23 protein-coding genes and 1 riboswitch are annotated in these 24,235 nt (G+C 43.9%); of the genes, 4 read left to right on the plus strand and 19 right to left on the minus strand.

Annotated elements, in window-relative coordinates; translation table 11 throughout:
* Positions 1-175 precede the first annotated feature (175 nt).
* The 6 genes from NST34_RS23440 to NST34_RS23465 all read right to left on the minus strand — a co-directional run bounded on the left by NST34_RS23440 (position 176) and on the right by NST34_RS23465 (position 4,949).
* Positions 176-886, minus strand: a complete 711-nt coding sequence (locus NST34_RS23440) for a hypothetical protein (protein WP_341128850.1) — start codon at positions 884-886, stop codon at positions 176-178.
* Between the two features lie 404 nt (positions 887-1,290).
* Positions 1,291-2,040, minus strand: a complete 750-nt coding sequence (gene ric, locus NST34_RS23445; RefSeq protein ID WP_076284448.1) for an iron-sulfur cluster repair di-iron protein — start codon at positions 2,038-2,040, stop codon at positions 1,291-1,293.
* A gap of 200 nt (positions 2,041-2,240) precedes the next feature.
* A complete protein-coding gene (locus NST34_RS23450; protein ID WP_340971915.1) occupies positions 2,241-2,972 on the minus strand; it encodes a hypothetical protein in 732 nt (243 codons plus the stop codon).
* 250 nt (positions 2,973-3,222) lie between these two features.
* On the minus strand, positions 3,223-3,540 hold the full coding sequence (locus NST34_RS23455; RefSeq protein WP_042129916.1) for a winged helix-turn-helix transcriptional regulator: 318 nt from the start codon (positions 3,538-3,540) through the stop codon (positions 3,223-3,225).
* 124 nt (positions 3,541-3,664) lie between these two features.
* Positions 3,665-3,988 carry a hypothetical protein gene (locus NST34_RS23460; RefSeq protein ID WP_042190561.1) on the minus strand — a complete coding sequence of 108 codons (324 nt, stop codon included), beginning with the start codon at positions 3,986-3,988 and terminating at the stop codon, positions 3,665-3,667.
* 25 nt (positions 3,989-4,013) lie between these two features.
* Positions 4,014-4,949, minus strand: coding sequence for a Gfo/Idh/MocA family protein (locus NST34_RS23465; RefSeq protein ID WP_341128851.1), 936 nt, complete (start codon positions 4,947-4,949; stop codon positions 4,014-4,016).
* 165 nt (positions 4,950-5,114) lie between these two features.
* Here NST34_RS23465 and NST34_RS23470 point away from each other — a divergent pair, with 165 nt between their 5' ends.
* Both NST34_RS23470 and msrA read left to right on the plus strand, forming a co-directional pair.
* A complete protein-coding gene (locus tag NST34_RS23470; RefSeq protein ID WP_341128852.1) occupies positions 5,115-5,735 on the plus strand; it encodes a TVP38/TMEM64 family protein in 621 nt (206 codons plus the stop codon).
* Between the two features lie 99 nt (positions 5,736-5,834).
* Positions 5,835-6,821: a peptide-methionine (S)-S-oxide reductase MsrA gene (msrA, locus tag NST34_RS23475; protein WP_341059928.1), complete on the plus strand. Its 987-nt coding sequence runs from the start codon at positions 5,835-5,837 to the stop codon at positions 6,819-6,821.
* Between the two features lie 173 nt (positions 6,822-6,994).
* Here msrA and NST34_RS23480 read toward each other — a convergent pair whose 3' ends face one another.
* On the minus strand, positions 6,995-8,125 hold the full coding sequence (locus NST34_RS23480; RefSeq protein ID WP_341128853.1) for a DUF4349 domain-containing protein: 1,131 nt from the start codon (positions 8,123-8,125) through the stop codon (positions 6,995-6,997).
* 237 nt (positions 8,126-8,362) lie between these two features.
* Entirely contained in the window at positions 8,363-9,142 is a 780-nt protein-coding gene (locus tag NST34_RS23485) for a hypothetical protein (RefSeq protein ID WP_042190570.1), read from the minus strand.
* A 369-nt stretch (positions 9,143-9,511) separates the two neighbouring features.
* Here NST34_RS23485 and NST34_RS23490 point away from each other — a divergent pair, with 369 nt between their 5' ends.
* Complete coding sequence (locus tag NST34_RS23490; RefSeq protein WP_076120659.1) at positions 9,512-9,664, plus strand: DUF1540 domain-containing protein; 153 nt, start codon at positions 9,512-9,514, stop codon at positions 9,662-9,664.
* Between the two features lie 138 nt (positions 9,665-9,802).
* Here NST34_RS23490 and metE read toward each other — a convergent pair whose 3' ends face one another.
* The 9 genes from metE to NST34_RS23535 all read right to left on the minus strand — a co-directional run bounded on the left by metE (position 9,803) and on the right by NST34_RS23535 (position 20,577).
* On the minus strand, positions 9,803-12,103 hold the full coding sequence (gene metE / locus NST34_RS23495; protein ID WP_341128854.1) for a 5-methyltetrahydropteroyltriglutamate--homocysteine S-methyltransferase: 2,301 nt from the start codon (positions 12,101-12,103) through the stop codon (positions 9,803-9,805).
* A 154-nt stretch (positions 12,104-12,257) separates the two neighbouring features.
* A riboswitch (cobalamin riboswitch) is annotated at positions 12,258-12,463 on the minus strand.
* A 160-nt stretch (positions 12,464-12,623) separates the two neighbouring features.
* A complete protein-coding gene (locus tag NST34_RS23500; protein WP_042190575.1) occupies positions 12,624-13,484 on the minus strand; it encodes an undecaprenyl-diphosphate phosphatase in 861 nt (286 codons plus the stop codon).
* A 49-nt stretch (positions 13,485-13,533) separates the two neighbouring features.
* The gene (locus NST34_RS23505; protein WP_042190577.1) at positions 13,534-14,157 is read right to left on the minus strand and encodes a DedA family protein; all 624 of its coding nucleotides are present in this window, start codon (positions 14,155-14,157) and stop codon (positions 13,534-13,536) included.
* A gap of 17 nt (positions 14,158-14,174) precedes the next feature.
* A complete protein-coding gene (locus NST34_RS23510) occupies positions 14,175-16,124 on the minus strand; it encodes an ABC transporter permease (protein ID WP_341128855.1) in 1,950 nt (649 codons plus the stop codon).
* Positions 16,099-16,869 carry an ABC transporter ATP-binding protein gene (locus NST34_RS23515; protein ID WP_076300832.1) on the minus strand — a complete coding sequence of 257 codons (771 nt, stop codon included), beginning with the start codon at positions 16,867-16,869 and terminating at the stop codon, positions 16,099-16,101. Before NST34_RS23515 ends, NST34_RS23510 begins: the two co-directional genes overlap by 26 nt.
* An 85-nt stretch (positions 16,870-16,954) precedes the next feature.
* On the minus strand, positions 16,955-17,953 hold the full coding sequence (locus tag NST34_RS23520; RefSeq protein WP_341128856.1) for a sensor histidine kinase: 999 nt from the start codon (positions 17,951-17,953) through the stop codon (positions 16,955-16,957).
* Positions 17,950-18,651 carry a response regulator transcription factor gene (locus NST34_RS23525; protein ID WP_042190586.1) on the minus strand — a complete coding sequence of 234 codons (702 nt, stop codon included), beginning with the start codon at positions 18,649-18,651 and terminating at the stop codon, positions 17,950-17,952. The genes NST34_RS23520 and NST34_RS23525 overlap by 4 nt, the downstream gene beginning before the upstream one ends.
* A gap of 610 nt (positions 18,652-19,261) precedes the next feature.
* Positions 19,262-19,615 (minus strand): hypothetical protein, encoded by a 354-nt coding sequence (locus NST34_RS23530; RefSeq protein WP_341128857.1) that lies wholly within the window; start codon positions 19,613-19,615, stop codon positions 19,262-19,264.
* Positions 19,616-19,782: 167 nt separating this feature from the next.
* Entirely contained in the window at positions 19,783-20,577 is a 795-nt protein-coding gene (locus NST34_RS23535; RefSeq protein ID WP_042190589.1) for a TIGR00266 family protein, read from the minus strand.
* A gap of 483 nt (positions 20,578-21,060) precedes the next feature.
* Here NST34_RS23535 and trhO point away from each other — a divergent pair, with 483 nt between their 5' ends.
* Positions 21,061-21,957 carry an oxygen-dependent tRNA uridine(34) hydroxylase TrhO gene (gene trhO, locus NST34_RS23540; RefSeq protein ID WP_341128858.1) on the plus strand — a complete coding sequence of 299 codons (897 nt, stop codon included), beginning with the start codon at positions 21,061-21,063 and terminating at the stop codon, positions 21,955-21,957.
* A gap of 732 nt (positions 21,958-22,689) precedes the next feature.
* Here the strand turns inward: trhO and NST34_RS23545 are convergent.
* Complete coding sequence (locus NST34_RS23545; protein WP_076284668.1) at positions 22,690-23,361, minus strand: YitT family protein; 672 nt, start codon at positions 23,359-23,361, stop codon at positions 22,690-22,692.
* Positions 23,362-23,678: 317 nt separating this feature from the next.
* Positions 23,679-24,179, minus strand: a complete 501-nt coding sequence (locus NST34_RS23550; RefSeq protein WP_076284669.1) for a Crp/Fnr family transcriptional regulator — start codon at positions 24,177-24,179, stop codon at positions 23,679-23,681.
* Between the last annotated feature and the right edge of the window lie 56 nt (positions 24,180-24,235).

Below are 24,235 nucleotides of genomic sequence, written 5' to 3' on the forward strand. Positions count from 1 at the left end.
CTTCTACATATTGGAATTATACGGTTCAAATTCAAGTCGTCATTGTGATTGCAGTCACTTCAATTGTGAATATTTTCACACTTTAGTGTACTGATAATTGTTAGATATCTTTTCCACATAAAAAGCCAGATTAACGATTCTGAACAACCGTTGATCTGGCTTAATGTACGATTTTTTAGCGTAAAGTCAATAAAATCTCCAATTCATCTTGAGCCTTGAGCTTCATATCCATTCCATCATCGAGTAGTTGTTTTCCGTTCACCTTCAGCTTCCATTCTTCATTACTAAGAGGAGTATAATCGTCGACGGAAAGCACCTTTTTATTGTCATCGGCCAACTGTACGCTGCTACAGCTTTTGAGCAGATCTCTTACAGTTAAATCCTCTTCAAATAACATAATATACGTATGATGCAAGTCTACTTCAACACTTCCACCGTTCAAGGTCAGCCTTACAGTTTGAAGTGGTGCTTGATGGTCCTTCGACTTCGCGGTGAAGACTAGCTGTGAATCATACCCTACAGTATTATTCCAATCCGCATTCCCAATGATTTGACCGCCCATCTGAAGCTCCCAAACCATTCCCGCCTCTAGCGAAAAATCCTTTACCGAAACAATGCTTGAGTTATCCTCAGCAAATGTGGCAACATTACTACCTTTCAGTAGCTCCATGATCGATATTCCATTTCTATAACTCCCACTAAGTAACCTATCTGATGGTTTAGTAAGCAGTTCATTATCTCCAACCCTTATCGATATTGTCGGTCCCTCTGATCCTGCCACACCATTATTAGCATTACTATTGCCGTCATTGTTAGTAGAGCATCCAACTATTATGAATACAATGACTAATCCTAGCATCAATTTCCACAAAGATCGCATGGGCATCCTGGCACCGCCTTGTCCCGCCTAATGACCATATAGCGTCTCAGGCTTGTAAAGTTATGTATACTGTCTTTTTAAGGATAACTTAAACAAGCCATGTTCTCAAATAAGTAATAACAAGCTTACTTCTCAGTATCTTTAATTATCTCCCCAATGATATTAAAAATTGGCAAAAAACTTTGAAAGCTAACCTTTATCCCCCTCTTTCTGCTCATTCGGCGCTATCTCGTAGTCCGCTTTTAAGCAATCCTTCCGCCTGCCATCCATCCATCCATCAATCGATCTTACCCATATTTTTCACGATCATTTCTGCTACCTTTTTCAACGGAGTTATCCGCTTTTCTGTACATTCTATAATTCCCTATAAAAAAAGCCCCCTAAGGGACTCTTTAGAACACTATTCATCTTCACTGAAACCTAGGGAACAATATATTATTCTCCAAATGAACGTGTTCAAAAGTCATACTCTCCAGCTCTTCCAGCCGGGCATATGTCAATCGATAGGTAGTGCAAGCATGCGCCGGTGGAGTGAAATCATCTGTTATACTACGTATTTTCCTCAAAATATCGCCCGCACCATCATGCTCACTCTCCAGCTCAGACAATGACTCACGAAGCGATGTCAGGCCTTCTTCACTAGGATTAGCAGCGTATGTCAACAGCTTAGGAAACTCATCTTCTTCTTCTTTAGCCGTATGCTCAAGTAAATCTTCCTTAAGTGTGTTGAACAAGTTATATAACTCCACCAAATGGGGAGAATCTCCGCCATGCACTCGATATACCTTAGTTACATTTTGGCTAATGAGGGGTAGCTCTTCACGAAGATAACGGTGGTGTTTGTTAATAATATGGTCAATTAATTCTTCTGAAGGTGCAGTATTCCAAACGATTTCCTCTTGGGGTACTGGATACTCTTCGAACAGCTTGTTTAGATCGCCGATGATTATCTCGTGATCCAGACCACGCTCAGCAGCTGCTTCAGCAAGAGGTTTAGCTCCACCGCAACAGAAATCAATCCGTTTTGCTTTGAAATAATCTGCCGCTTTAGGGAACTGTAATACAATATCCCTCACTAGTGCATCTGGGGTAAACCCAGCCTGTACCGATTGTGCTTGCTTCGAATCCGAAATACTATCATTAAGTTGTTTAGTTTCCATTATAGCTCCTCCTTGGGTTATGGGATTAGGTTCTGAATAAATCTTATCCACTTGCTCACCTTAACCCTGAAAGGAACTTTGACTTGTGATTGTACGCACGGAAATTGTATCTTATTTTTGAACGAAATTGGAGATTGTTGTACATGCAACGTAAACGCAAAAAAGCACCTTTGCCTACAAAGGTGCTTTTTCAACTCAATTTATTGCACATAAGCCTGCATATACGTCCGCTGTCCCTTTGAATCCTTCAAATAAGGTCCTAATCCGGCAAAACGGGAGTGATCCATATAAACACCGGTCATCCATCTGCCTTCCGTCAAGCCACCATTCCATTTAAGGACAAGATCAGGTGCGGAAATCCATTCCTGAAAGACTCGTATATCCTGATCTTTGTATTCTTTACATGGCTTAGACCGCTCAATAAGGTGGAACTCATTAAGATAAGTTGGAACGAAATAAGAGGATATCGTATGCAAATCATCATCGTCAAAAAAAGGCTCGTCGCCTAAAAAGGGTTTGAATAATATGGTATTCTCGTACATGGACCAAATTAAGGCTTGAAGCACCATACTCTGGCGAATGCCGTTATGAAACTTATATTGTCGCCCATGATTCGCCGCATTTACATCCTGTGGAGGTTCCGTGGACTCCAGACAGTGCCGTTCACAACCAATACACTTCCAGCCGGTCGGACTTTGAATCCATTTTTGAAAAATAGTCCCACTATCATTGTTTCCTTTGTAGAGTGAAGAGATAATGCTGTAAGGCACGCCAATCCACGCATCCCATAAGGAATCAGGAAGATGGCTATGCAGCATGAACAACGTCTTGTCATAGATGAGCTGTACTTTGATAGAAGCATTCTCTAGCTCAGCAACATCCTTTTTTCCATACGTTATTTCCCGGGAAAACAGGGTCGTCTTCGTCTTCATCTCCCTCGCCTCCTAATAGTTTTGCTATGCCTGTACTCCAGCTGAGTAGATTTGAGCAAAAACCAATACGCGAGCGTTTCCATTCAAGGATCATACAATGTTTTTCTATTATATTACAATTATTTTTAAACTGTGCAAGTTTTTTTCAAGCATAAAGGATTGGAACAATACTGTCACTGTCTAATATTTAGAAATTGAAAAGCCCCTTTTCCACCATTCCGGAAAAAGGGCCACAACATCACTGTGAATTTTAGTCTACCCAGCTCTCAGCCCAAGACTGAATCTGCTGCATAACAGGCTGCAATGCACGGCCTTTGTCTGTTAATTCGTACTCAATACGTACGGGTGTTTCTGGGTATACATGCCTAACCAGGATACCCTCACCTTCCAAATCCTTCATCCGCTCGGACAGCATCTTATCGCTCATTGAAGGAATGAGGCCGGAGATATCTTTAAAACGCTTCGGTCCACTCATCAATGTCTGAATAATAAGTCCATTCCAACGTTTGCCTAAGAAAGAGAAGGCTGTTTCAAATCTGGGACACATCGCAAATTGATGTTCTTCCATTGTTCTCACCTCTCACTAGCGAAACTTACTATTAGTTAGTATATATAATATTAACACATTTTAACCATGATGAACATCGTTTACCGAAAAAAGTTCATCTGACTCTATTATTATATCCCCAATGTCAATCCCCCATTGGTCCTTTAGATCCCCTTAGAGCAATCGCTTCAGTTACGATTTGTGCCAAGTCATCATTTCCAAAAAGCGAAAGTACACCCAAAACGGTGTCATCAGAAATGTCCCCCGCTTCCTCCGCGGAAACCGTGAGGGCAAGTGCCTGACGCAAAGCTTCATTCCCTTCCTGCTGCGGATAAGCCTGCAAGTATAGAGCATGTGGATCGAGTCCATTATTTACACACCACTGAGCGAATACAAGAATCATCATCTCTTCTTCGCGCTTATAGCTTTCGATGATCTGTTCCTCCACTAATTTACGGTTATCCTCCATATATTCTTCTCCTTTCTCAGAGACCTCATTCAGCAAGCTGTGCCGCCAGCATATGACTAGGCAGTACCGCTGAAGCAGCAATGCTGCATAGCTCCGGTGTATTTATGTTGCTAAGAAAATTATTCACCACTCCACTAAAACCTCTTCTATCGAGTACAGTATCCCAGCTTCCAAAGCCTTGAATATGCGGTAAGGTATCTTTTTCAAAAAGAATGGCTTTTTCTAGATCCACTACTTCCACTGATCTGCCATTTCCGTGCAGCTCAAGCTTCTCCAAATCCATACCAGCTTCACGAACCATACTGTACATCCCAACTGCACTATCTTTCCAGCCTAACATTCCAGATGCCTGCAGCAGACGACCTTCTCCACTAGAGTGAAGATGACTACGAAGCAGTTCATACTGATCTCCACATAACCACAACAGCAAATCAAGCATATGGATAAGATCATCATGCACGGTTTCGCGGCTGGTGCTTGTCTGTAGCTTCGTTCGATGTTTAATCGCACTGCAATGGCTAATTCCGCCAACTTCTTCAAGCCATTGCTTGGCGGTGACATACATTGGGGCAAAACGGCGATTAAAGCCCACTCCTAGCAAAAGCCCCTTATCTTGTGCTAGCTCTGCCATCCTTCTGGACTCTTCTAGATCATAGGAAAGTGGTTTATCTACATATACCGAAATCCCACGTTCGAGACATTTTGTTACTATATCATAATGAGTAGTTGTTGGGCTATGTACAAATACTGCATCCAGATCCCAAGATAACAGCTCTTCCAGCTTCGTCGTCCCTTTAGGAAAACGGTAGGTATGAACGGCCTGCTCCACCGTTGTCGGTGAATGACTGAGAACACCAACTACCTCGGCATAATCATGCTGAGAGAGCAGTGGTAAATATACTTTGCGGGCTATATTGCCGATTCCTATTATGGCGACTCTTTTACGTTCAGGTACAATCACTGATCCATCCCCCTCTTAACACTTCAATATATCGTTCTTTTCTCTTTGTTCTCTACAAATGCTATTATACCTGCTTCTCATTCTCTGACAATTGATCTTTACTTCAATATTTACTTCATATCCCGTATGATGAGATGAATGAGTGGAAGAAGGGGCATATTATCTATGAAGAAATGGTTCTCGATTATTCTTTATGTTTCGGGTACAATCCTTGCGTTTATCTACAGATATGACATCCTAAGCTGGATGAAAGAGGATCATAATCTTTTCAGTTCTATAGGGATCGCAACTTTACTTGCTTTGTTTCCAGTTGTTCCTTATAAAGCTGTCATCGGATTCTTCGGTTATGCATACGGAAGTTTAGCGGGAGCCTTGATTTGCTGGCTAGCTACTAATTTGGCTGCTGCAATCCTTTTTGGCGTTGTGAAGTACTTGTTTCAAAGCCAAGCGAGAGCTTATTTAGCCTCTATTCCCGCACTCGAAAAGTTCACAGTAGGCATTGAGCGGCGACCTTTCGCTTCGATTGTCCTAGCAAGACTCGTGCCTATCATTCCCCAAACAGCTGTTAACATCTACGCTGGAGCAGCTGGTCTGCCTTTTTGGAGCTATATTGCAGCTTCCGGCATAGGAAAAATACCGGGGATTGCATTATACGCTTTCCTCGGAGATCATCTGTTCCAGGACCCTGTAAGTGCGGTTATTGCCATCATCGCCTATGTCGCTGTGCTAATTATCGCTGGACTGAGCTTGCGTCCGCGCTCTCAAGAAGCGAAGAATAACCGATAGCGAAAGAACTTATCGGTTACAAACTGGCAGGCAGTTAGTATTTGCTTTATAATTAAATTGTGATCTATTTAATTGCATTATGTGAATGGAGGGATATCAATGAGTGAACATCAGACTAACCATATAAATACCAAGACAGAAAAAGCAACCTTTGCAGGTGGATGCTTCTGGTGCATGGTCTCGCCGTTCGAAGAATTGCCAGGTATCATTAGTGTCGTCTCTGGCTATACCGGCGGTCATACAGTGAACCCAACCTATGAAGAAGTTTGTTCTGAAACGACAGGACATGTTGAAGCTGTACAAATTACGTTCAATCCAGATATTTTCCCTTATAGCAAGTTACTTGAGCTGTTCTGGCAGCAAATTGACCCTACCGACGCAGGTGGACAATTCCATGATCGCGGGACTTCTTACGGAACAGCAATCTTTACCCATTCGGACGAACAAAAAGAACAAGCAGAAGCTTCCAAGGCAGCTCTGCAAGCAAGCGGTCGATTCTCTAGTCCGATTGTAACCCCGATTCTCCCGGCAACCACCTTCTATCCTGCCGAAGAATATCATCAAGGCTACCATCATAAGAATCCAGGCCACTACAAACGTTATCGTAAAGGTTCTGGCCGAGAGGATTTTATCGAAACCCACTGGACACATAAAGAGGACAAACAAAGTTTGAAAGAACGTTTAACCCCTCTTCAATATGAAGTCACTCAGAACAGTGCAACAGAATCTCCTTTCCGGAATGATTTTTGGGATCACCATGGAGATGGTATTTATGTAGACATCGTATCTGGCGAACCGTTATTCAGCTCGCAGGATAAATACGATTCCGGTTGCGGCTGGCCAAGCTTTACTCGTCCCATCCGGGACTACGCTGTGAAAGAAAAGACGGATCTCAGTCATTTGATGGTCCGCACTGAAGTGCGCAGCAAAGTAGCGGATTCCCATCTAGGCCATGTCTTTGACGATGGTCCCGGAGAAAACGGTTTACGCTACTGCATAAATTCGGCGGCGCTACGATTTGTACCGAAAGAGGATTTGGAGAAGGAAGGATACGGGGAGTATCGTATACTCTTCCAGCCTGCCTAAACATCAATCCTCAGCACATAAAAAAAACGGTTGTCGTCCTTTTAGGATGACAACCGTTTTTTTCTCTTAAAATATAAGAAAGTATAAGTTTCACGTTATACATTATTCATATATTTCTCGCTTAAACGCTTACCGTCTTTATGAAGACGCCGAGGGCGTTTATGCTTGCAGGGCTATTCTTTCTTTGAGTCCTCTGAGTCCTTATTAGCCTTCGAATTATCCTCTGAAACCGCCTCCTTAGGCTCTGTTGCCGCAGGGATGGCTTGCTCTCTGTTCAGCTCCTTATTTCGCTGACGAATTCTCTCGGTCTGCTGCTCCCGACGCTCGCGAATATTTTTACGGGAAACTAAAACAATAGCTAAAATTATAGCTGCTCCAATGAGGATCGGTAACGCTCCTGCAAGGATAACGACAATCCACTGAAACATAACAGATAACGCATTTAAGCTTCCTTTAAGAGCATCTGAAGCACGTTCCAGTAACGGCCCTTGCTCCTCCTTCTCCTTCACAGCAATGCTTTCATCCGTCTGATACACTCTCAATTCTACCGTAGAAAAGGATACATTCTGATTGATATAACGCATTCTACCTTTAATCTGCTCAATACTTTCTTGAATCGAACCAAGCTCGTTCGCGAAGGCGACCAGATCAGTGGATTTCGTCGCTTTTTTCATAAACTCTGTATATTGTGCTTCCATTAGCTGTTTTGCCTTCAAACGTGACTCCAGATCAACATACTCTTCTGAGACATCCTGACCTTGAATGCTGCGCTGTAGAGATTCGTGTTTTACTTGTTCTAATTTATTCAGAAAAGGTGAGAATCCGGAGGCAGGCACCTTAAGGATAAACGTCCCACCTTGCTCGTACTGCGACATATTTTCATTAAACTCAATAATATATCCATTGGCCATGGTTACTAAATTACGTATTTCAGTCTGTGCTTTTCCATAGTCTTCTACTTCCATGTTAAGATTCGCTTTATAGATCAGCTTCTTGTTCAAGCCCGCTACTACATCGCTACCAGTAAATCCTGCACTTGCTTGATCTGTATTTTCTGATGTGGAGCCCTTTACAGCCATATTCTCGCTGCCAGTTGCTTCTGCCTCAGGAGCTGCCGAAGTGCTTTGATCCGCTGTTGAGGCCATCGAGCTTTGCGATTGTACCTCTACTGCTGCGTCGTTACTCGTACTACCATTTTCTTTTGCCAAACTATCTGCCGCTGAATTTCTATCCGCTGAGCCACAACCCGCCAAGACTACCGTAAGAATTAATAAACATAAGTAATGCAGACCCCATTTGCGCATTCTCATTCCTCCAAAAATGTAATAGATACCGCTTGCACGGATCATAATATCGTTACGGAATGTCTTGTTCTAAGCAGATCTCTTCCGTCACTCTTTACTAAGACGTTCCAAAACTTGGAAGGTTGCACTGAAAAATGGAATTGTGTACAGTTTCTTATGAATTATGTTCTCTAAATAAAAAAAAGAGTCGCATTTCTGCAACTCTTTTAGTTTAAGCTGTTATTTTTCAGGCAAAAATCAACCTGGGTTAGAAGCGCTTTGTTTAATGGCATATACGCCATCTGGTAACGAACCGCTTAATAATCTCGCCATGTAAATATCAACATCATAACTAGTAGTGCCTACAAGAACTGAAGAACCCTGAACATTGGCATAGGTCTTCTCCGTAATCACACCAAATGAGTTATTCATAATCGGCGTGTATTCCATCCAAGCATAATTGTAAGGATTCACTGATGCAGTTGTCGTGTTACTGCCACCATAAGTATTAGACCATGATGAGCCACCAGTAATACCAGTACTTACAGCTGTTTGTTTTGCGGTTACACCAAAGCTTGTATTCGCGATATAGCCTTGAGATACTGAATAGCTAATGTTTAACAACGAATTTGCAGAAGCACTATTATATACAGGCTGAGAGATTCTTCTAGTCAAACCACTTCTAGTGACATATGAGACATAACCATTTTGTTGGTAGGAGTATATCGTTGTTTGATAAGCATCTCTAGGTGCAATTACAGAAGCATCATCAAAGGAAGAGTCCGTTATGAACAGGGGTATACTTGGTATCAGCCCCTCTTTAGCAGCTTCTAAAGCTTGACCTTGTGCAAGAATTTCATTGTACTCCTCTACTGAAATTTCTGACAATCCCGTAGCTGAGGCTTTGTAGACTTTTATGATTTCTGATTCACTTATTTGAGGAGCTTGGTCATTATGTACACCTTCTGCACCTGCATAAATAGGTAAGCACAAGATGAGCATTAAGGCAAAAGGGAATAGTAATAACTTTTTCAACATCTTCATCCTCCAATATTTCAGATTAGGAGCGGCCGTTCCCTATCGAAAATATTACCATATAATTCTTGTAATAATATAGATATTTAGAATTATTTTCTATTTTTAGGTATGTAAGTAATAAGTATCTTTTGTGCTTTTTTATAATTTTTTGTATAACTTTGTCACATTTCTGTTATCGAATAACCCATTTGCTTACACGCACTTTATTTGGTACAATTACCACGTCTAAACACGTAAAAAAATACCAAAAAACCCTCTATTCATAATGAATGAGGGCAGAACACGGTTCTGTTCGGACAAGCTCCACCTTGTTGAACAGAGAAGTTTTTTAATAATGCTGTCTATTACTAAAAGGGGAGGTGAACCCTCATGGCAAAAGACGTAATTTGCGAAGTTAACTCCTGCACCCACTGGGCAGAAGAGAACAAATGCAGTGCTGATTCTATCTTTGTAGCTTTCCACAGCTCCCAAGAACCTACACGTGCAGAAGAAACAGATTGCAAGACTTTCGAAAGCAAATAAGGTGATGATTTGAAGGGACCCTCCACGGTTCCTTCTTTTCTTTTCTCATTCTATCAAGAATGAGAATTATTATCAAGTGGCTGAAATAAAAAGCCAGGGAGAAATTCCCCGGCTATGATTTATTGTATACTTCTTATGTTATTTGGAAGCACTAACTCCTGCATTTTCTCTTGCAATAGCGGCAGCCTTTACCATGTTACGAAGTGCATCTTCTGTCTCCTGCCAGCCACGTGTCTTAAGACCGCAATCCGGATTAATCCAGAACTGTTCAGGATCAAGCACCCGCAGCGCACGATCAATATTAGCTGTCATCTCTTCTACTGCAGGAACCCGTGGACTATGGATATCATATACACCAAGACCAATTCCTTTATCATACGCCTGCTCCTCAAAGCTAACGATCAGTTCCCCATGGCTACGTGAAGTCTCAATAGAGATAACATCCGCATCCATCGCTGAAATGGAGTCTATCATGTCATTAAATTCGCTATAGCACATGTGGGTATGAATTTGTGTCGTAGCCTTCACATGATTCGTCGCGATACGGAACGACTTCACCGCCCAATTCAAGTATGCCTCATGATCTTCAGCCTTCAAAGGAAGTCCTTCACGGATAGCCGGTTCATCTACTTGAATCATCTCTATGCCTGCATCCTCCAATGCTTTAACTTCATGACGGAGCGCTAAGGCAATTTGATTCGCTACTGCTTCCCGACTAAGATCATCACGTACGAAAGACCAATTGAGAATCGTAACAGGACCAGTCAACATACCTTTAACAGGAAGGGAAGTTAACGACTGAGCATAGACGCTTTCTTTTACAGTCATAGGCTGGATAAAAGCTACATCCGCATAAATAACTGGTGGCTTAACGCAGCGTGATCCGTAGGATTGAACCCAGCCATTACTAGTAAATAAGTAACCATCCAACTTCTCCCCGAAAAACTCCACCATATCGGTTCTTTCGAACTCACCGTGCACGAGTACATCCAGACCCAGCTTTTCTTGGAAAGTGATTGCATCTGCAATCTGCTCACGAACGAACCCGTCGTAACGCTCTTGATTCCATACGCCTTTACGCCATTTCAACCTTGCCTGGCGCACTTCTACGGTCTGTGGAAAGCTTCCGATTGTTGTCGTTGGCAGAAGTGGCAGCTGCCACTTCTCCTGCTGCACCTTCAGGCGTTCAGCAAAAGGTAGGCTACGTTGGTCTGGTAAATCTGTAAGTCCGAGAACTTGCTCGGCCACATCCTTACGACCGCGTTCAGGAAGTGCACGGAAGGCAGTAAGGGCTTCACGACTGGCCGTCAACGCAGCAGCAGCTTCTGCTGCACCCTCTAAGGCTGCAGCAAGCAGGCCAAGCTCTCTAAGCTTCTCATCAGCAAAAGCTAAAGCAGCCTTGACGGTGGCCTTCAGCTTCACCTCACCCTGAACAGTAACCGGAACATGCAGCAAACTGCAAGAAGGCTGTATAATAAGACGATCAAGTGATACATGTACACTCAGCTTCTCGATTAGCTGCAGCTTAGCATCCAGATCTGAGCGCCAGATGTTGCGTCCGTCAATAATACCCGCTCCCAGCCACTTATCCTCAGGCCAGCCAAGACGTTCAATCGATGCCAGGTTCGTCCCGCCATCATGGACAAAATCAAGACCTAAACCTTGTACCGGAAGCTTGAACAGTGCCTCCAGCGGTTCAGCAGCTTCAAAGTAAGTCTGCAGAATAATATTTAATCCAGGCACGGATTCAGCAATTTCTGTGTAAATCGAGTGAAGTAAGGATAATTCTGATTCATTAATTCCTGTAACAATCGCTGGTTCATCAATTTGTACCCAGCTTACTCCTTCTTGCTTCAGTTCCTGCAACAGCTGAACGTAAACCGGAAGAAACTGAGCAGCAATCTTCGCAATATCCGCAGATGCAAAACCTTTTGACAACTTAAGGAATGTATAAAGGCCTAAAACCACAGGTTTACCCTCAATTCCCGCTTGGGACTTGGCAAAACGATAAGCAGCCAATGGTTTATTCTCGGTCAGACGCGGCGTTTGTGCACCGATCTCTGGAACGATGTAATGATAGTTCGTATTGAACCATTTAGTCATCTCGCAAGCGGTAGCCTCAGCATTTCCTCTAGCCATCGCAAAATAAAGATCAAGCCCAATATCGCCACCATCATACGCATAACGTGGAGGTACGATCCCGAACATTACAGCTGTATCTAGCACATGATCGTAGAACGTAAAATCATTTACCGGAATTAAATCAATGCCTGCCTCCTGCTGAGTCTTCAAATGCTGAAGCTGAATTCCTGTCATTTCAGTACGGAACGCTTCCTCATTTATTTTTCCCGCCCAGAAGGCTTCCAACGTTTTCTTCCACTCGCGGTTTTTTCCGATTCTTGGATAGCCAAGATTGCTTACTTTTACTTTGTTCGTCACTTTGCAGCTCCCCTTCTCCATCTTCTTATTTTGGACTCGATATCACTTGCATTCCTTTAAAAAAGAGCGCCCTTCCCTAAAAAAGTCAAAGGGAAAGACGCCCATAATATACCTATGGTTAACGTCTAACACCTTCCTATCCTCCGTAGGTGAAGCAGTGCTGTTGAAACAGGCAGGTCTCCTGGCTAGCGGTGTCAGCATCCTTAGCAGTCTTCCCAGCAGTAGTAAATTGCCAGTGACATATGTTGCTATGGACTCTTCCGTTACAGTGGCGGGACCGCATCGGCTTCAAACCGAATTTCCCTATTAAGCCTACCGAATTACTAATTTCCGGCAAGCACCTGTCTCCGATATTGTCAAGCTAAAACGCCTTCAGCGTCCTTTTAAGGACGGTAAGCGTTTATGCGAGAATTATAAGGATAAAGTGAGTGTCTTAAATCTGATGTCATCATACGTGAAAGCCCCCGTCATCTGCAATAGATTACGGGGGCTTTTGTTATATCGATTCCTTATAACGGATTTAGAAAAACACGAAATATACTACTGCAGCAAGTACTATGCGATATATAGCAAATGGTAAAAGCTTAATCCGGTTGATCAATTTCAAGAAGAAACGCATCGATAATAGTGCAAATACAAAGGCACTGATAAAGCCTGCAATGAAGAACGGCAGGGCATCGATGGTGAAATATTGCCAGTTCTTCATCAGTGAGAGTAAACTGGCGCCTGCCATGATTGGAACAGCCATAATAAACGTGAAATCAGCAGCAGCGCGATGACTCATACCCAGAAGAACACCACCAGAAATCGTCGACCCGGAACGAGAAAATCCCGGCCACAAGGAGAAGCACTGGACCAGACCAACACCTAGCGCCTGCTTATATGTAATCTGATCGACACTCTCCGTTTGAATCTTCTTTGGTCCGAATAGATCCGCAATAATCATTAATACAGCACCGACTACTAGACCGATTAACACGGTGGATGTAGAGAATAAATGCTCGTCAATATAATCATTAAACAGAACCCCCAGCACGCCTGCTGGCACTAAACCTACAAGCACCTGTGTAAGCTTCAGGTGGCCGCCTTTTTCAAGCTGTGGTTGTTGCTCGGTTACAGGATCCAACTGCTTGCGGCTGAAGCGCTTTAAGCCCAGCAATTCAATGAACCTATTTCTAAAAATAACTACAACTGCTAATATTGACCCCAGCTGTATAACCACTTTGAACGTATTGGCCGTATATTGTCCAAATAACTCTGTCGATTTTAACCACATATCATCAACAATAATCATATGACCTGTGGAGGATACCGGAGCAAATTCAGTCAATCCTTCAACAATTCCCAAAATAATAGCTTTAATAATCGTTAATAGCTCCATTTGTTCTCCTCCTTTTAATCATAACTTTTATCTATAAGTCCTTCTCGGCTCAACCTTCGGTGTTCATTTTCCGGCTGCGCTTGCGGAAGAACAAATACCCAAGGATCACTACTCCACCTGCAAGAAGCACGTACACTACGTTGGAGTACATATCCATATACATGGCGATGTCTTCCCAGGACTCACCCAATGCCGCACCAATAAGCACCAGCAATAGATTCCATCCCAGCGTACCAATCGTTGTGAAGATCATAAACACTCCAAATTTCATGCCCGACATCCCTGCAGGGATCGAAATCAAACTACGCACTAGTGGAACCATCCGACAAAATAATACGGTCCAATAGCCATATTTGTCAAACCAAGCGTCAGCCTTGTGGATGTCCTTTTTGCTAATCCGGAGTAGGCCGCCCCAGCGTTCAACGATCTTTTCCAAGCGATTTACATCCAACAAACGACCGATATAATAGAGAATTACTGCACCCAGCAGTGAGCCAAGCGTAGCAGCAATAATTACACCAGGAATGGTCAAATTCGTTGTGGTTGTCATGAATCCGCCAAAAGGAAGGATCACTTCGGAAGGAATCGGTGGAAATATATTTTCAAAAGCGAGCATCAGGAAAATACCAAAGTAACCAAACTGCTCCATAAAATCTGTAATCCATGCTTGCATTTCGTAACCCCCATTATTCAGATCAAGTTCTTCTTCAAGTTGCGTAAATAACGGCTGCGAATAAAAAAGAAGTAAAGTCCCTGGACAGCCAAATATCCCAATAACACCGCCCCGGTCTCCACAGCAATAGATAAGTAAAACAACCGCTGAAGCGCAATAAAGGCAAACACACTATGCAAAATGGCTACCCCAACCGGAACAAAAAACAACAACGACAATTGTATCGTTACAATTCGGTTTAGCTCTTGATCTGTAAGTCCCATTTTGGACAATGTAGAATATTGATGGCGATCATGATCTAGATCTGTATACAGCCTGAAGTAAAGGAAGCTGCCTGCTGCAATGAAAAAGACAGTACCCACCAGTAAAGAAGCGAATAGCATCGTGTTGTACAATGTTCTCTGTATTTCAAACAGCGTACCGCTAACAACAATCGCGTATGGCGAGTTACTTTCATAGGACCGTTTCCCTTTATGAGCAAGATCCGCCGCTATACCTACTGTTCGCGGGAAATCATCCATGTAAAATCCTGTATACAAATCGGTCTGTACGGGATGAATGGCCTTGTAAAGCTCATCGCTAATCACAACACCACTGAAATCTCCCCCATCCCTTCCATCCAGCTCCGGCAATAGATATTCGGCAATCGGAACATGCTGGGTATAGCCCATTTCTCGAATGGAAAGACCTTGCTTCAAGGAGTATATCGGCTTTACTCTACCCGCTTGCAGACTCCGGTCTCGTTGCGAACCGATCATCACCAGTCCTTCATCTCCACTTAGAGGCTGCTCATCCGTTGTAAACCCTGCACGAAGCAGAGCAAGCTTATAATCACTGTAAGCAATCAAGGGAAGCCTTAACGTGCGATCTGGCCCGGTCTGAGATTCCACCTCTGCGTATTTAATCGGAATACTAAGTGTCTCATAGGGTAAACCGAGCGTTGTAAGCTCTTCCTGAATTTCGTCCAAATGCTGATCAAAAGGATCCTGCAATTGATTGCCTTTGGCTACATAACCAACTGCTGCGGGATAGTCCAATTTCAACTCTCTGGAAAGCGTATGGATCGATGCGAATACTCCAACTGAAGTAAAAGATACTGCGGAAACAATCGTCACCATAAAGAACATTCGGGCATTCTCTTTCCAGCGGTAAGACAAGCCCGATAAAGTAATGATATTCGTGTGGTTCCAATACAGGCGCCGGATCGTCTTAAGTAGTTTAACAGTGTAAATACTGAGCTGAGTATAAAAGAGATAGGTACCCGCAACTGTAATTATAACGACCGGGAACATCACCTTTTCAACCGAAGCCGCTTGTGCTGTAGCTGCCATAAAATAGCCCGTCAACAGCAATAAAGCAGACAGTAAAGATAACACCAAGGAAACTTTAGGTTCCTCTTCTGCTTTTCGTTCTCCCTGAAACAGCCGCATCAGTGATTCATTCCCAATAAAGAAGAACGTGCTTAGCGAGATTAGAATAAATAACAGCGCAAAGCTACATATCGTTAGTACAAGCGCCTGCCATGGAAGATGAAACGTTAAAAGAGGTATCCCTAGAAAAGTAGATCCGATCATCAAAAACAACTTACCTAGAATTAACCCAAGTAAAGTACCTGTCAGGATGGCAGAGGTGCCGATCATCATATTTTCCAAAAATACCATCATGTTCAGCTGTCGCTTCGTCATTCCATGCATCAATAAAATCCCAAACTCCATCTTACGTGACTGCAGGAACGATCCGACCGATACAAGAACGAACAAGGAGCAAAACACATAAATAATGGCTTCTGCCGCCATCATTGTATGAGCAGCTGTACTATAAACCAAGCTCTTAGAAATATCCGGATGGTAAATAAACAATGCGCACACAAAAAAGATCATCACTGAAAAAGCACTGACGACAAAATAAGCCGCATATTTACGCTTGTTACGTGTAACATTCCTATAAGCGAATTGCCGAAAGGTCATGGCTAGTTCCCCCAAGCAGAGACAACATATCAATGATACTTTGGAAGAAGGCGCCTCGGCTGCTCCCCCTGTACATTTCACTATAGAAACGTCCGTCTTTAATAAAGATGACTCGGTTACAAAAGCTCGCGGCCACTGCGTCATGTGTGACCATCAGCACGGTTGCCCCTTCTTCCTGATTCACCTCTGTCAGCATATTCATGACTTCACCTGAAGCTTTGGAATCCAGATTCCCTGTAGGCTCATCTGCTAAAATCAATGAAGGACGATGAATCATCGCCCGGGCGATGGCGGTCCGCTGCATCTGTCCACCTGAAATCTCGTATGTCCTTTTTTGCAGCAAATGCTCAATGTCCAGCATACTTGCTACTTCTTTCAATCTGCTCTCCATTTCCGTAACACGGACACCAGCAAGCGTGAGAGGCAGCACAATGTTCTCCTCTACAGTGAGCGTATCCAGCAGATTGAAATGCTGAAAGACGAAACCAAGCTCATGGCGGCGAAAGAGTGCCTTTTCTTTTCTGCTAAGCAGATTGGGATCTCGGCCGTTGATCAGAATCTGACCGGAGGTCGGCTGGTCGATGGTTGCGATCGTGTTGAGCAGTGTTGTTTTTCCACTCCCTGAAGGTCCCATAATGCCAACAAACTCCCCTTTTTCAACAGAAAAACGGATATGATTCAATGCCTGAGTGGACACTTTACCCTCATATATTTTTGATAAATTATGAACATCTAGAATGGGCAAGTGTTACCTCTCCTTCTTTCGACTGGATTGCCTTCATTATACAAAGTGTATACACAGGCTGCCATTTCTCTAACTTACAATGACCTTACATTTTTGTAAGGTAGGACTCCCTAAACACTATCCGCACGGTCGTGCCCTTACCTTCTTCTGAGCAAATGCTCACCTCGTGACCAAGTTTTCCGCAGATCTGTTTCACAAGATATAGACCCATCCCCGTGGATTCTTGAAAGGTTCGTCCATTCACACCTGTAAAATAAGGATCAAACACACGCGGCTGATCACCTGCTGGAATGCCAACCCCTTCATCTCGTATCTCCAGTACTGCTCTCTTTTCTTCTTGTATGTACCCATGGAAATATACATGTTTGCCGACTTCCGTCGTATAACGTATTGCATTCGTAATAATTTGCGTAAGCACAAAACTTAGCCATTTCTCATCTGTGGTTACAGCGATTCGCTTATCTATTTTAATAGTAGGAAATATACGGTTACGTATGAACAGACGCTTCTGCTCTGAGGTCACGCTACGTACGAGGGTTTCCAAATCCAAACGTTCCACGTAAAAATCATGCTCAAAAGTATCTAGCCGAGCCGTATAAAGTACAGTGTCCAGTCCTTTTTTCAGACGATCCAGTTCATCACCTATCGCCGTAAAAGGCGGTCCGTCTTTATCTTGAATCATCAAATGGATGACAGACAATGGCGTCTTCATCCCATGCACCCACTGATTAATAAAGTGGATATGTTCCTCCAGCTTGTGGCGGTAGCTGTGTAAATCATTTTTGTAGAGGCGGAATTGTGACCCTAGTAGTCCTCGTAAACTCACGGCAAGCGGAGAATCCTGTGATGGACCGCCAGCTTCATCTAGAGAGGTGGGTACAGTCTCCAGACGTTCATAGAACGTACGATTGCTGATATACCGATAAGCGAGGTAGCCAAGCAGCAGACAAGTGCTGAGAAGAGCAGCATACAGACTAACACTCACACCACTGCCCCCATCCAGCCGATATACTAGTGTGATCAAGATGAGCTGTGCTAGATAGACAACAATTAAAGGGATCTGCTCCCTTAAAAATAGCTTCAATCCTCATCCCCCCAATTCGGAATCAAGCGGTAGCCTTGACCTCGAACGGTTTGTAGACCGTCCGTAATCTCAAGAGCGGCAAGCTTTTTACGTACACGGGTGACATAGACATTAAGCGTATTCTCATCCACAAAGGCTTGATCATCCCAGATTTTTTCGAGCAGTCTGTCGCGGGTAACGATAGTTCCCGACTTTTGCATCAACTCATCTAGTATCTTGGCTTCCGTGTGACTTAAATCCACCTTGGCTTCTCCTCGAGTAAGGACTAGTCGCTCCACATCCAGTGCCATTCCGGCAACGGTTAGGGTACGCTCATTGTTGCTTCCCGCATAGGTACCGTAGGCGCGTCGTAGCTGGCTTTTAATTTTGGCCATCGCAATTTCGTAATCAAAGGGCTTCGTAATATAATCGTCGGCTCCGTTCTCCAACGCCATCACCTGATCCATTTTGCCATCGCGGGCAGATATAAAAAGGATAGGGCAGGTGGAAATCCCACGAATCTGGCGGCACCAATAATACCCATCGTATTTTGGCAAATTAACATCTAAAAGAACCAGGTGCGGAGCGAACATTTCAAACTGAGTACGAACCCGCTCGAAATCATTCACAGCCTGTGTTTCATATCCAAACTTATGTAAATAATCCTGTAGCAGAGCCACCAGTCCACGGTCATCTTCTATAATAAATATTTTGAACATATCATGCCTCCGGTCACAGCCTTAACATTATAGTACGTGTTCAAAAAGTACGGTTTTCAGCACCGAGAAGATTGGATGAAGGTAGAAACTGAGGAGCGGAGCGTAGTGGAAGCTACGTGAGCACCGGAAGTTTCGCCTGAATTCAATATTCGATGTCGAATAATCTTCTTGGAATACTTCGTGATCAAAAGCGGACTTTTTGAACAACCTCTTATAAGGGCTTTGCCAAATAATATATACATCGCGGACAGGGTTAGTCAAATTGTTAGGGAGATTGTGTGATAGATCATCAGCGTAAAGCTAGGCAGATCGCCAAGCGTAACGTGAGGCAAATCGTCATGCCTAACGCGAGGCAGGTATTTGATGGTTATGAATTAAACTATCCCAAGCCCAACCTCTAAAAAAAGACCCGTGAATGAGCATAATCATTCACGGGTCTCACTATATAGTTAGTTGCAGATACAGTAGCGGGGGACATCACAGAGTCGATAATACAAACGTCTAATGTTGATATCACATCGAACATAAGTAACCAATGTTTTGCTGAAGCAATTAGAATTGGATCCAGCCATTTCTACGGGATTTATGCCGTTCTTTTGGCTGGATTCGCTCAATCCGGCCCATTTCTACGGGATTTATACCGTTCTTTTGGCTGGATTCGCTCAATCCAGCCCATTCTACGGGATTTATACCGTTCATTTGGCTGGATTCGCTCAATCCAGCCCATTCTACGGGATTTATACCGTTCTTTTGGCTGGATTCGCTCAATCCGGCCCATTTCTACGGGATTTATACCGTTCTTTTGGCTGGATTCGCTCAATCCAGCCCATTCTACGGGATTTATACCGTTCATTTGGCTGGATTCGCTCAATCCAGCCCATTCTACGGGATTTATACCGTTCATTTGGCCGGATTCGCTCAATCCGTACAAATCTAGGGTATTTTTACCCCTCTTTCGCTCCATTTGGGCCAATTCCCAGAAATCCAGGGCATTTTTGCCCCTCTTTCGCGCTATTGGGGCCAACACGCACAAGACAAGGGTACTTCTGCCCTTGTCTCCCCCTAATAAGCCCACTCGCTAAAACCGCTCATTCTCTGCCTCGAAAGTTCTACCATTAACCTCGCCCAAACCTATCTGCCATCCAGCAGATTGCCGAGTCCCCCAAGTACGCTGCCTTCTTCTTTGCGTCCGCTGTTACCAGCTGCGGACAGAATGCGGTCAGCCATACGGCTGAATGGCAGTGACTGCACCCACACCTTGCCGGGTCCGCGCAGTGTGGCGAAGAACAGGCCCTCTCCGCCGAATAGCGCGGTTTTGACACCTTTTACAAACTCGATATTATAATCCACGGAAGACGTCATAGCGACAAGACAACCTGTGTCCAGCTTGAGCGTCTCTCCCGGCTGTAGTGTGCGTTCCATAACGTAGCCACCAGAGTGTACGAATGCAAGACCGTCGCCCTCCAGCTTTTGCATAATAAAGCCTTCTCCACCAAAAAAGCCGGTGCCCAGCTTGCGCTGAAATTCAATACCGATCGAGACGCCCTTCGCCGCACAGAGGAATGAATCCTTTTGACAGATCACTTTTCCAGCGTATTGCTGAAGATCGAGCGGGATGATTTTTCCTGGATATGGAGCAGCAAAGGTGACACTTTTTCGTCCATAAGAACCGCTATGTGTGAATACGGTCATGAACAAGCTTTCCCCTGTCAACAGACGCTTGCCCGCACCCATCAGCTTACCCATCAGTCCGCTTCCGCGCGTCCCCCCACTACCATCACCAAAGATCGTCTCCATCGTAATTTCCTGATCCATCATCATGAAGCTTCCAGCTTCGGCAATTACACTCTCTCCGGGGTCAAGCTGCACCTCCACACACTGAATTTCCTCGCCCATAATGACATAATCAATCTCGTGAGCACTCATCCCGCAGTTCCTCCTTATTATTAAAGTCACCATGTGACTCTTCGAATGAAAATTAATACGCGCGTTGTGATTCACGGTTTCGCCAATCATAACTATCCATGTTATTCGCCTATTCCCAGCAAAAAAAGTCAACCAAAATTCTGGCTGACCTTAATCGTAGTATCCCCGAAAAATGCAGGTTATACCATCCGACAAAACGACTACATCCAACAGGATGAATACAGTACCTACTTTGGCTCCTACATCCACTGATCAGCAGCGACAAAATACCGTCTTATCCACTCGCGCCGCCACTTCGCAGACTAATCCCCCATAGGTATGATGATTCAGACATATTCATTGCGCTGTTTTTCTTACTAATATCCAAGTTTTAACCATTACCGATTCAAGAGTATCTTTTTCAAGTCTTGATAATATGTTACAATACTTTTTATACTTAAACGTTTATTTAGTAGTCTAATTCTAATGATAAAGGTGAAAAGAATGAAACCACAATCGGAATATGCAATTCTGCTATACTATAAATTTGTAAAAGTGCCGGATGCAGAACAATTCGCTCAGGAGCATTTGGCTTACTGCAAAGAGCTTGACGTAAAGGGACGAATTCTCATCTCAGATGAGGGCATTAACGGGACACTGTCCGGTACGATTGCCCAAACCGAGCAATACATGAAGGATTTGCGCGCAAATCCGCTGTTTAGCGATATCGTCTTCAAGATCGATGAGGCTGATGGTCATGCCTTCAAAAAAATCTTCGTTCGTTATAAAAAGGAACTCGTGACGTTCCGGGTCGAGGATGAACTGGACCCTAACGTGATCACCGGAGAGCATCTGGCGCCTAAAGATTTCTATGAAATGATGCAGCGCGATGATGTGGTAATTCTGGATGGTCGTACCGGCTACGAATTCGATCTTGGTCATTTCCGCGGTTCCATCCGCCCTGAAGTAGACAGCTTCAAAGAATTCCCGGACTGGATTCGCGAGAATATGAGCGAGCTAAAAGATAAACCAATTCTAACCTACTGTACAGGCGGAATCCGCTGCGAGAAATTAAGCGGGTTTATGATGAAGGAAGGCTTCCAGCAGGTGTACCAGCTGGATGGCGGCATTGTGACTTATGGTAAAGACCCTGAGGTACAGGGCCAACTGTTTGATGGAAAATGTTATGTCTTCGATGAGCGGATCTCCGTACAGATTAATCATACCGACGAGGATATCATTGTTGGTCGTTGCCATCACTGCGGTCAGCCAGCTGACCAATTCATCAACTGCGCCAACGATGCTTGCCACCTTCAGCATATTTGCTGTGAGAACTGTGAAGCACAGCACAGTGGTCATTGCTCGGACGAATGCGAAGCTATCACGAATGCAGCGTGCTAAATAAAGATGGTGCACAGGATTATCACTGTGCGCCATCTTGTTTTATAGAGAAACACAAGAAAAACGCCTGACGTCGTCCTTGAGGTAGAGTTACAAGCTGAGTACATCCGTAATTCCATACTCGTATCCATATACACTTTCGTAGTGAGGTTCCGCTTACGGACCGAATGGCTTTATTTCGATGAAATGAGCACATATATTAGGGACGGACCGTATTGCACTTATTCCCTAATAACAAGCCCCTTCCCGGGTGATCTGGGGCGAATAACAGCGCTGGCTCATTTACGTTACCGGCGGCACATTGTATTCGGTTTTTCGCATACATTTGGCTCGTTTACGTTACCGGCGGCACATTGTATTCGGTTTTTCGCATACATTTGGCTTGTTTACGTTACCGGCGGCACATTGTATTCGATTTTTCGCATACATTGGCTCATTTACGTTACTGGCGGCACATTTTTATTCGGTTTTTCGCATACATTTGTCCGTAGGCTCGACTAAAACATGCATTTCGGAGGATATAAGGTCCGCTCGGTTTTTAGAATCTGACGGATGACTCCTCGTTTATTTCATGTCTCCTGCTTCTTCACGTTCACCCCTCCTTCCTTTTTCTTCGGAGTTATCCACATTTTTTTGTATTGTATAATTTCCTAAACAAAAAAAGTCAACCAGAAATTCTGGCTGACCTTAAATATAGTATATCCCCGAAATAAGCTGTTTATACAGTCTTATTCATATTACCGTACCATCATGTGGCTTACGCAGCGTAGACTGAATCTTTGGCGCCTTCACTAACTTTGGTTTACCTAAAGAGGTTGTAAAGGTGATCACATAACCAGCTACAACTACCGCCATCACCGTATACATCGTTTCTCTAACAGGCATATAAAAGAGTGATAATGCCAGAACGACTACGTCCAACATGATGAATACTGTACCTACTTTAATTCCCTTCCATTCACTGATCAGCAGCGACAAAATATCGTCTCCACCACTTGCGCCGCCGCTTCGCAGAATAATTCCCGCGCCTAAACCTGTCAGTACGCCAGACAAAAGAGCTGCTAATGCCAAGTTGCTCTGCAAGTTGATGACCAAACCGGAATAACGTTCCATGAGTCCGTAAAAGATTGTAAAAGCTCCTACAGAAACAAAGGTGTTACACACGAACGCTTTCCCTTTGAACATCCATGCAATCAAGAGTACTGGAACGTCTAGAAGCAGAGTTGAAATTGAAGGTGAAATTCCTAATACATATTTGCCGAGTAGCGATAATCCTACGAATCCGCCCTCAGACAAATGGTTCTGAAAATTGATGTGATAATAAGCAAATGCAAGCAAAAATGTTCCAAACAAAATGACTGTCAACCGGAGCAGTACATTCACTCCGTAATTGTGGTTCCTCATACAGGTCTCCCCTTATCGTATATGGCGGCTAAACGTCCCACCAACCTCTACGACGGGTAAAACCGGAGGTATTGCTCCTTCGCATATATATACTCCTTCCCCTCGCAGAGGCGGTTCGTCGAGTAACAACGGTTCACGCACCTTCTACAGGGAAGCTAAGTATAAGACAGATCATAACGTTTCCAAATCGTCCTTTGGGGAATCGTCCTTCGGGGACACATGGTATCCTGATCCTTTCTGTAATTTAATAAGTTCTGAATACATTATACCACGGAGATCCCCTACTCTAAACACTTCGTTATAAAAATAGGCAGGAATCACTCCACGGTACGCAACAAACGATTGACTGTTTCGCGTCTCACACCGATCAATTGTCCAATTTCTTCCTGTGTCAAAAGCTCTGTTAGCGCTGCGCCATGAGAGTAGTCATTGAACCAACGGGTTAAGAGCTCCATACGTTCTGCGGGTGTTCCAACAGTAAGGTGATCTAGCCGAGTCTGCATAAACCTTACCTTCTCCTGAAGAAGGATAGCGATCTCCATCGCTCGACCTGGCTCATCCCGTACCTGTTGATACCATTCCGCTGAAGGAACTGCCTCCACCTCGCTCTTCATCATCGCAACCGCTGTTCCATGCGCCTCCTTTGGCGAAATGAGTGAATGATGGGGAACCATCTCACCAGGATACAAGATGTTGAATAACACCATGTTCCCATTTTCATGAAGCCTTGTTACCTTGAACAGCCCACTTTTCACCTTATATAAGAATTCGCAGCTGTCCCCTTGACGGAACAAGACCTCCCCCTTGTGCAGTATCATCTCGCTCGCTCCTTTGCCCTCTTGTTATATATATTTTCAATTATACAAAAATAAAC

The sequence above is a fragment of the Paenibacillus sp. FSL H7-0714 genome (assembly GCF_038003765.1).
In the GTDB taxonomy this organism is placed as follows: Bacteria; Bacillota; Bacilli; order Paenibacillales; family Paenibacillaceae; genus Paenibacillus_AQ.